8 protein-coding genes are annotated in these 7,880 nt (G+C 69.5%); 4 read left to right on the top strand and 4 right to left on the bottom strand.

What is annotated here, in order from left to right:
• Positions 1–1,409, bottom strand: a 1,409-nt coding sequence (locus tag VGC18_RS10255) for an NAD(P)H-quinone dehydrogenase (protein WP_331096953.1), incomplete at its 3' end; no start/stop codon positions are given.
• 102 nt (positions 1,410–1,511) lie between these two features.
• On the opposite strand from VGC18_RS10255, the gene VGC18_RS10250 reads away from it, so the two are divergent.
• Both VGC18_RS10250 and VGC18_RS10245 read left to right on the top strand, forming a co-directional pair.
• Positions 1,512–2,345 (top strand): purine-nucleoside phosphorylase, encoded by an 834-nt coding sequence (locus tag VGC18_RS10250; RefSeq protein WP_331096951.1) that lies wholly within the window; start codon positions 1,512–1,514, stop codon positions 2,343–2,345.
• A complete protein-coding gene (locus VGC18_RS10245; protein WP_331096949.1) occupies positions 2,342–4,060 on the top strand; it encodes a phospho-sugar mutase in 1,719 nt (572 codons plus the stop codon). The genes VGC18_RS10250 and VGC18_RS10245 overlap by 4 nt, the downstream gene beginning before the upstream one ends.
• On the opposite strand, the gene VGC18_RS10240 is transcribed toward VGC18_RS10245, so the two are convergent.
• From VGC18_RS10240 to VGC18_RS10230, 3 genes are read right to left on the bottom strand one after another with little or no spacing between them, the layout of a single operon-like run.
• Positions 4,009–4,281, bottom strand: coding sequence for a PTS sugar transporter subunit IIB (locus VGC18_RS10240; protein ID WP_331096947.1), 273 nt, complete (start codon positions 4,279–4,281; stop codon positions 4,009–4,011). The genes VGC18_RS10245 and VGC18_RS10240 overlap by 52 nt on opposite strands.
• Complete coding sequence (locus VGC18_RS10235) at positions 4,278–4,724, bottom strand: PTS sugar transporter subunit IIA (RefSeq protein ID WP_331096944.1); 447 nt, start codon at positions 4,722–4,724, stop codon at positions 4,278–4,280. The genes VGC18_RS10240 and VGC18_RS10235 overlap by 4 nt, the downstream gene beginning before the upstream one ends.
• 1 nt (position 4,725) lies before the next feature.
• Positions 4,726–5,847 carry an adenosine deaminase gene (locus VGC18_RS10230; RefSeq protein ID WP_331096942.1) on the bottom strand — a complete coding sequence of 374 codons (1,122 nt, stop codon included), beginning with the start codon at positions 5,845–5,847 and terminating at the stop codon, positions 4,726–4,728.
• Between the two features lie 43 nt (positions 5,848–5,890).
• Between VGC18_RS10230 and VGC18_RS10225 the strand changes: the two genes are divergently transcribed.
• Both VGC18_RS10225 and VGC18_RS10220 read left to right on the top strand, forming a co-directional pair.
• Entirely contained in the window at positions 5,891–6,835 is a 945-nt protein-coding gene (locus tag VGC18_RS10225; RefSeq protein ID WP_331096940.1) for a nucleoside hydrolase, read from the top strand.
• Positions 6,836–7,073: 238 nt separating this feature from the next.
• Positions 7,074–7,880, top strand: an 807-nt coding sequence (locus VGC18_RS10220; RefSeq protein ID WP_331096938.1) for a hypothetical protein, incomplete at its 3' end; no start/stop codon positions are given.

The raw sequence follows: 7,880 nt of genomic DNA, 5'->3' as shown, positions 1-7,880 counted from the left end.
GCGTCCGTGATGCTGTCCGAGAGGGAGGGGTAGACCGCGAAGGCGCGGGCGACCTGGTCCACCGTCAGGCGGTGCTCGACGGCGATGGCGATCGGCAGGATGAGCTCGGATGCCCGAGGCGCGACGATCACTCCCCCGATGACCGTGCCGGAGCCGGTCCTGGCGAAGAGCTTCACGAACCCCTCCCGGATGCCCATCATCTTGGCGCGCGGATTGGAGGCGAGCGGCATCTTGTAGATCTCGCCCTGGATAACCCCGTCTTCGATCTGCTTCTGCGACCAGCCGACGGTCGCGATCTCCGGCTGGGTGAAGATGTTGGAGGTGACGTTGCGCAGCTCCGTCGGGGTCACCGCATCCCCCATGGCGTGGAAGACGGCCGTGCGCCCCTGCATGGAGGCGACGGATGCGAGGGGCAGGAAGTCGGAGCAGTCTCCGGCCGCATAGATCGACGGCATCGAGGTGCGGGCCACTCGATTCACCCGGATGTGCCCGGAGTCGGTCAGCTGCACGCCCGCCTCGGCGAGGCCGATGCCCGCGGTGTTCGGCACCGATCCGACGGCCATGAGGCAGTGGCTGCCCTCGATCGTGCGGCCGTCGGACAGCGTGGCGAGCACACCGTCCTTCGTGCGGGTGATCGATTCCGCCCGGGACTTGGAGAGCACCGTCATGCCGTTCCGTTTGAAGACGTCCTCGATCACCCTGGCGGCATCCGCGTCCTCGCCGGGCAGAACCTGGTCGCGGCTGGAGATCAGGGTCACCTTCGAGCCGAGTGCCGTGAACGCCGACGCGAACTCGGCGCCGGTCACACCGGACCCGACGACGATGAGGTGCTCGGGCGTCTCCTGCAGCGTGTACAGCTGGGTCCAGGTGAAGATCCGCTCGCCGTCCGGCTTGGCCGACGGCAGGATGCGCGGGCTCGCGCCGACCGAGACGACGATCGTGTCGGCCTCGATCTCGTCGAAGTCGCTCGAGGCCTTGCCCTTGCCCGTCGAGACGATCACGCGGTTCGGTCCGTCCAGACGACCCTCGCCCTGGACCACCCGCACCCCCGCCTTGATCAGGCGGGACTTCATATCCTCGGACTGCTGCCTGGCCAGACGCAGCAGTCGCTGATTGACGGCGGCCAGGTTGACCGCGACATCGGGGCGCACCGGATGGCCGTTCTCCCCCCTCGTGAAGAACTGCACACCCAGGTCGGCCGCCTCCCCGATCGCGTTCGCGGCCTCAGCGGTCGCGATGAGGGTCTTCGAGGGGACGACGTCGGTGAGCACGGCAGAGCCGCCGACCCCGATCCGTTCGACGACGGTGACCTCGGCCCCGAGCTGTGCACCCGTCAGCGCCGCCTCGTAGCCACCAGGCCCACCGCCGACGACTGATATACGTTGTTTGCGCTCGAATTCATAGGCCATAAGTCCCATTGTCCCGTAGGGCTGAGGGGCGGCCAAACCGCTCCCCCGGCCCCGATCGGATCCGGCCCGCGAGAAAGCCACACTCCCCAATAGAGTGGATGGATGCCCACGACCCCCTCGCACCCGCTCGACGACCCGACCGCCGATCCCTTCGAGATCGCCGCCGCCGCCGCCGCGCAGATCGCCGAGAGGACCGGCGTGCCGCACCACGACATCGCCCTGACCCTCGGCAGCGGATGGGGCAAGGCGGCCGACCTCATCGGCGAGACGACCGCGACCATTCCGGCCGACGAGATCACCGGGTTCAGCAGGCCCGCCCTGGTCGGGCACGTCGGGACGCTCCGCTCGGTGCTGCTGCCCGGCGGCAAACGGGCGCTCGTGATCGGCGCACGAACCCACTACTACGAGGGCCACGGTGTGCGCCGGGTCGTCCACAGCGTGCGCACCGCGGCGGCGACGGGGGCGACGACCATGATCCTCACGAACGGGGCCGGCGGCATCCGCGAGACGTGGCGTCCGGGAACGCCGGTGCTCATCAGCGACCACATCAACCTCACCGCGGACTCGCCCCTCGAGGGCGCGACCTTCGTCGACCTGACCGACCTCTACTCCGCGCGGCTCAGGGCGATCGCGCGGCGGGTCGCGCCTGGCCTGGACGAGGGCGTCTACACGCAGTTCCGCGGCCCGCACTATGAGACCCCGGCAGAGGTGCAGATGGCGAAGGCCATCGGCGGTCACATCGTCGGCATGTCGACCGCGCTCGAGGCGATCGCCGCCCGGCAGGCCGGCATGGAGATCCTCGGACTGTCACTCATCACCAATCTCGCCGCGGGCATCCAGAAGACCCCATTGAGCCACCATGAGGTGCTCGAGGCCGGCCGGAACGCCGAACCGGTGATCAGTGCGCTGCTCGCGCGGATTGTGGAGGAATTGTGAGCCTTATCGAGACCGCCCGCGCCTGGCGTGACCAGGACCCGGACGACGAGACCCGCGCCGAGCTCGACCGCCTGCTGACGGATGCCGAGGCCGGTGACGAGGCGGCCCTCGCCGAGCTGCACGATCGGTTCGACACCCGGCTCGAGTTCGGCACCGCCGGGCTCCGCGGGCGCATCGAGGCCGGATCGAACCGCATGAACCGGGTGCTCGTCTCCCAGGCCGCTGCCGGGCTCGCCGCGTATCTGCTGGCGCGGGACGAGCATCCGAGCGTCGTCATCGGCTACGACGGCCGCAAGAACTCGCAGGTCTTCGCGCGGGACACCGCCGAGCTCATGGCAGGCGCCGGCGTCCGGGCGATCATCCTGCCCCGCCTCCTGCCGACCCCCGTGCTCGCCTTCGCCGTGCGCCACCTCGGCGTCAGCGCCGGCGTGATGGTCACGGCGAGCCACAATCCGCCCCAGGACAACGGCTACAAGGTCTACCTCGGCGGCCAGGACGACGGCTCGCAGATCGTGCCGCCCGCGGACGGGGAGATCGCCGCGCAGATCGAGGCGATCGCCTCGACACGGAACGTGCTCGAGCTGCCCCGCTCGACCGACTACGAGACGGCGGGCGAGGAGGTGCTCGACGAGTACGTGCGTCGAACCGCTGCGCTGGTCGCGCGCCCGGCGGAGAAGCCGAACGTCGTCTACACGCCGATGCACGGCGTCGGCTACGAGACCGCCCATCGCGTCTTCGTCCAGGCCGGATTCGGCGCGCCGACCGTTGTGCTGCAGCAGGTCGAGCCCGACCCGGCGTTCCCCACCGTGACCTTCCCGAACCCGGAGGAGCCCGGTGCCCTCGACCTGGCCTTCGCCCTCGCCGCGGAGGTCGGCGCAGAGCTCGTGATCGCGAACGACCCGGACGCCGACCGCCTGGCCGTCGGGGTTCCGGATGCCGCGGGAGACTGGCATCGACTCAGCGGCAACGAGGTGGGTGCGCTGCTCGGCTGGCGCGCCGCGGAACGGCTGGCCGCGGCGGGCTCGGATGCCGGGACCGCGTGCACCCTCGCCGCCTCCATCGTCAGCTCGCCCGCGCTGGCCGCGATCGCCGCGGACTACGGGCTGCCCTATGCGGACACCCTGACCGGCTTCAAATGGGTCTCCAGGGTGCCGGGCCTGCTCTACGGCTACGAGGAGGCCCTCGGCTACCTCGTCGACCCGGACAAGGTCCGCGACAAGGACGGCATCTCCGCGGCGCTGGAGTTCCTCGCGTTGTTCGCCGAGCTCAAGGCGGCCGGTGTCACCTTCGATCGGCATCAGGCCGCGTTCGCCGAGAGATTCGGCGCGTTCGCCTCGGCGCAGATCTCCGTCCGGGTGACCGAGCTGGCGGACATCCCGCGGATCATGGGCGAGTTCCGGGCCGCGCCGCCCACCGCCATCGGCGGGCTGGCGGTGAGCCGCATCGAGGACTTCGCCCAGGGCTTCGAGCGGTTCCCGCCGAACGACATCCTGCGCATCCGGCTCGAGAACGGGTCGAGGGTGATCATCCGTCCGAGCGGAACGGAGCCCAAGGTGAAGGTGTACATCGACGCCTCGAGCACGGAGGGGACCGCCGCAGAGCGGCAGGCCGCGGCGCAGGGCGTCGTCGACGCCCTCAGCGCGGGCATCCGGGGGCTGCTCGATCAGCCGAGCGCCGCCTCCAGCTTGCGCGACAGCTCGTCCGTGTCGAAGTAGTTCTCGATCACGATGACGTCGGCGAAGGTCTTGCCGATCGCCTCGACGAACTCGGCGGAGGTCAGGATGATCTGGGCATCGGCCGCATCCGACTGAAGGCTGTCGAGGTGGGCAGCGGTGACATCGGCCTCGAGGCCGAGCCGTCCGAGCACCCGCTCGGTGTTGACCTTCAGAATGCCCGAACTGCCGATCCCCGCTCCGCAGATGGCCACGATCTTCATGCCGTTCCCCCCATGATCTTCTGAACCTCCTCGACCGTCGTCGCGACGGCGAGGTCGTGGATGGCCGTCGAGTCGTTGAACACATTGGCCAGTTCCGCGATGGACTCCAGGTGCACCGCCATCGAGCGAATCGCCAGACCGAGCACCACCCGCACCGGATCGTTGTGCGGATGCCCGAACGGGACCGGCGTCGCCAGCGTCACCACCGCGATCCCATCGGCGAGCACCTCCGGCCCCGGACGGGCGTGAGCGAGGGCGAGGCCAGGGGCGATCACGACGTAGGGGCCGTGCTCGTCGATCATCCGGATCATCTCGTCCGCGTAGCCGGGTTTCGCCGCGCCGGAGTTCGCCAGCGCGAGGCCCGCAAGACGCACGGCGGCGCGCCAGTCGTCCGCTTCCGCGCCGAGGATGATCGCCGATTCTGGGAGGGGAGGGAGCGCCATCTCAGGCCTGCTCGAATCCGGCCATGATCTGGTCGGCGAGCTCTTCTCGATCTTCGAGCGGCAGGAAGGCCGCGGCGGCGGCATTGAGCTGGAAGACCTCGAGATCGCTCAGGTCGTAGTCGAAGGTCTCGCTCAGCAGCGCGAGCTCGCGGCTGAGCGAGGTGTCGCTCATGAGCCGGTTGTCGGTGTTGACGGTGACCCGGAAGCCGAGCTGGTAGAGGAGGTCGAAGGGGTGATCGATGAGCTCGTCGCCCCACTGGGCGATGGCGCCGGTCTGGAGATTGGACGACGGGCTCAGCTCGAGAGCGATCTCCCGGTCCTTGACCCATTGCGACAGCCTGCCGAGCTCGACGTAGGTGCTCTCGTCGTCCTCGCGGTCGATGGTGATGTCCTCCGCGATCCGCACCCCGTGGCCGAGACGCAGCGCCCGTCCGTCGAACAGGGCGCCGCGGATGCTGTCCAGCCCATCGGCCTCCCCGGCGTGGACGGTGGCGGGGAAGAAGTGCTGCGCGAGGTAGTCGAAGGCCGCCCGCAGGTTGCTCGCCGGGAATCCGGCCTCCGCACCGGCGATGTCGAAGCCGACCACGCCGTTGTTCCTGTGCCGCACCGCCAGCTCGGCGATCTCCAGCCCCCTGTCGGCGTGGCGCATGGCGCTCACCAGCTGGCCGACCCGGATGCGGCCTCCCCCGCTCCTGACGACGTCGATCCCCTCGTCGATCCCCTCCTGAACGGCCTCCACCGCCTGGTCGAGAGTGAGACCGGCGCCGACGTGCTGCTCCGGCGCCCAACGCACCTCGCCGTAGATCACGCCGTCCGATCCGAGGTCCTCGACGAAGTCGCGCGCCACCCTGACCAGGCCCTCCCGCGTCTGCATGACCGCGGTGGTGACGTCGAAGGTCTTCAGGTATTCGACGAGGGAGCCGGAGTCGGATTTCTCCGCGAACCAGTCGCCCAGCGCATCCGCCTCGGCCTCCGGAAGCGCAAGTCCGATGCCGTCGGCCAGCTCGATGATCGTCTGCGGACGCAGGCCGCCGTCGAGGTGATCGTGCAGCGAGACCTTGGGCAGTGCGGTGATGTTCGCGCCGCCGCGCGGCAGGAGGTAGTCCTGGGGAACAGTGTTCATGACCCAAATCTATCGAACCGCGCGGGCCACTACCCTTACGAATATGCCGACCAAGATCATCCTCGACTGCGACCCCGGCCACGACGACGCGATCGCCATGATCCTGGCCCACGGCAACCCCTCGATCGAGCTCATGGCTGTCACCACCGTGCACGGCAATCAGACCATCGAGAAGGTCACCCGCAACGCCCTCGCCGTCGCCAGGATCGCCGGGATCACGGGCGTCCCGTTCGCCGCCGGCGCCCACCGGCCGCTGGTGCGAGAGCCGGAGATCGCCGCATCCATCCACGGCGCGTCCGGGCTGGACGGGCCGGTGCTTCCCGAGCCGGAGATCGTCCTCGACGGGCGCCACGCCGTCGACCTCATCATCAACACGATCATGGAGAACGATCCGGGCACGATCACCCTCGTGCCCACCGGCGCCCTCACCAACATCGCGATCGCCGCCCGCAAGGAGCCGCGCATCGTCGACCGGGTCAAGGAGGTTGTGCTGATGGGCGGCGGCTGCCACCAGGGCAACTGGAGCGCGACCGCGGAGTTCAACATCCTGATCGACCCTGAGGCCGCCCACATCGTTTTCAACGAGGGCTGGAAGCTCACCATGGTGGGGCTCGACCTCACCCATCAGGCCCTCGCCACCCCGGACGTGGTCGAGCGGATCGCCGCCATCGGCACCGGGCCCGCCCGCTTCGTGGTGGAGCTGCTCGAGTTCTTCGCCGAGCGCTACCGCGAGGTGGAGGGCTTCGACTACCCGCCCGTACACGATCCCTGTGCCGTCGCCCTGGTGATCGACCCGACCGTCATGCGGGTGGTGCGGGTGCCGCTGGATGTCGAGCTCGCCGGGACCCTGACCCTCGGGATGACCGTGGCCGATTTCCGCTTTCCCGCGCCCGAGGACTGCACCACGTATGCCGCGACCGACCTCGACCACACGAGGTTCTGGGCACTCATCGTGGATGCGATCGAACGCATCGGGGAGCCCGGGTAGTTCGTCCCCGCCCGCCCCTGCCCCCTTCCGCCCGCGCCCCTTCCGCCCGCGCCCCTCCTGCCCGCGCCCCTCCTGCCCGCGCCAAGGGACAACTTTCGCTCTTCCCCCCGCTCGGGAGCGTGCTTTTGCGTCCCTTGAGGGGCTCCTTCCTCTCCTCACGAGCGTCCGGGCGCTCGGGGGATAGACAGATTTCCATCGAGCACCCCCGGACGCGTTCTTCCTCCCCGATGCTCGATGGGTGACCGCGCGCATCCCCCTGCCCGACCCCTTCGCCAGCAGGCCGTTCTCCGTGAGCGAGGCCCGTTCCGCGGGGTTCGGGCGTGGCCGCCTGACGGGTGCCGACCTCGCGAAACCGTTCTGGGGCGTGCGGACGATCGCGCCACCGCGCCCGCGCACCGACTCCGCGGAGAGCATCGCGGAGATGGCGGACGTTCGGATCGAGACAGGGATGCTCGAACTGTGCCGCGCCTACGCGGTACGGATGTCCCCGGACCAGTTCTTCTCCCACGTGACGGCCGCGCGACTCTATCGGATCCCGCTGCCCTCACGCTTTCGGAACGATGCGCTGCTCGACGTGAGCGTCCCGTTCCCCGCGAGATCGGTGCGCGCGGCGGGAGTCCGCGGCCACAAGCAGATCATCGACCCCGCCAATCTGCGGCTCGTGCACGGGATGCTCGCCTCCTCCCCCGCCCGGGTCTGGTGCGAACTGGCGCCGCTGCTCAGCTGCGAGGAGCTCGTCTGTGTCGGAGACTTCCTGCTCTGGCGACGGCAGCCGCAGGCCTCCCGCGCGGAGTTGGAGGCGGCCATCGCGAAGTACGCCGGACGGGCCGGAGGGGCAAAACTCCTCGAGGCGCTGCCCGAGCTGACCGATCGATCCGATTCGCCACCGGAGTCGACCCTCCGCTTTCGCTTCGTGCGGGCCGGCCTCCCGCCCCTCGCGGTCAATCCGATGATCTACGGTCCGTCCGGCGAGTTCCTGGGCATGCCGGATCTCGCATTCCTGCGCTATCGGATGCTCGTCGACTACGAGGGCGATCACCACCGA

This window comes from Lacisediminihabitans sp. (assembly GCF_036404185.1).
GTDB lineage: Bacteria > Actinomycetota > Actinomycetes > Actinomycetales > Microbacteriaceae > Lacisediminihabitans.
The sequence above is the reverse complement of the archived record's forward strand: the minus strand, read 5'-3'. Positions and strand labels throughout refer to the sequence as shown.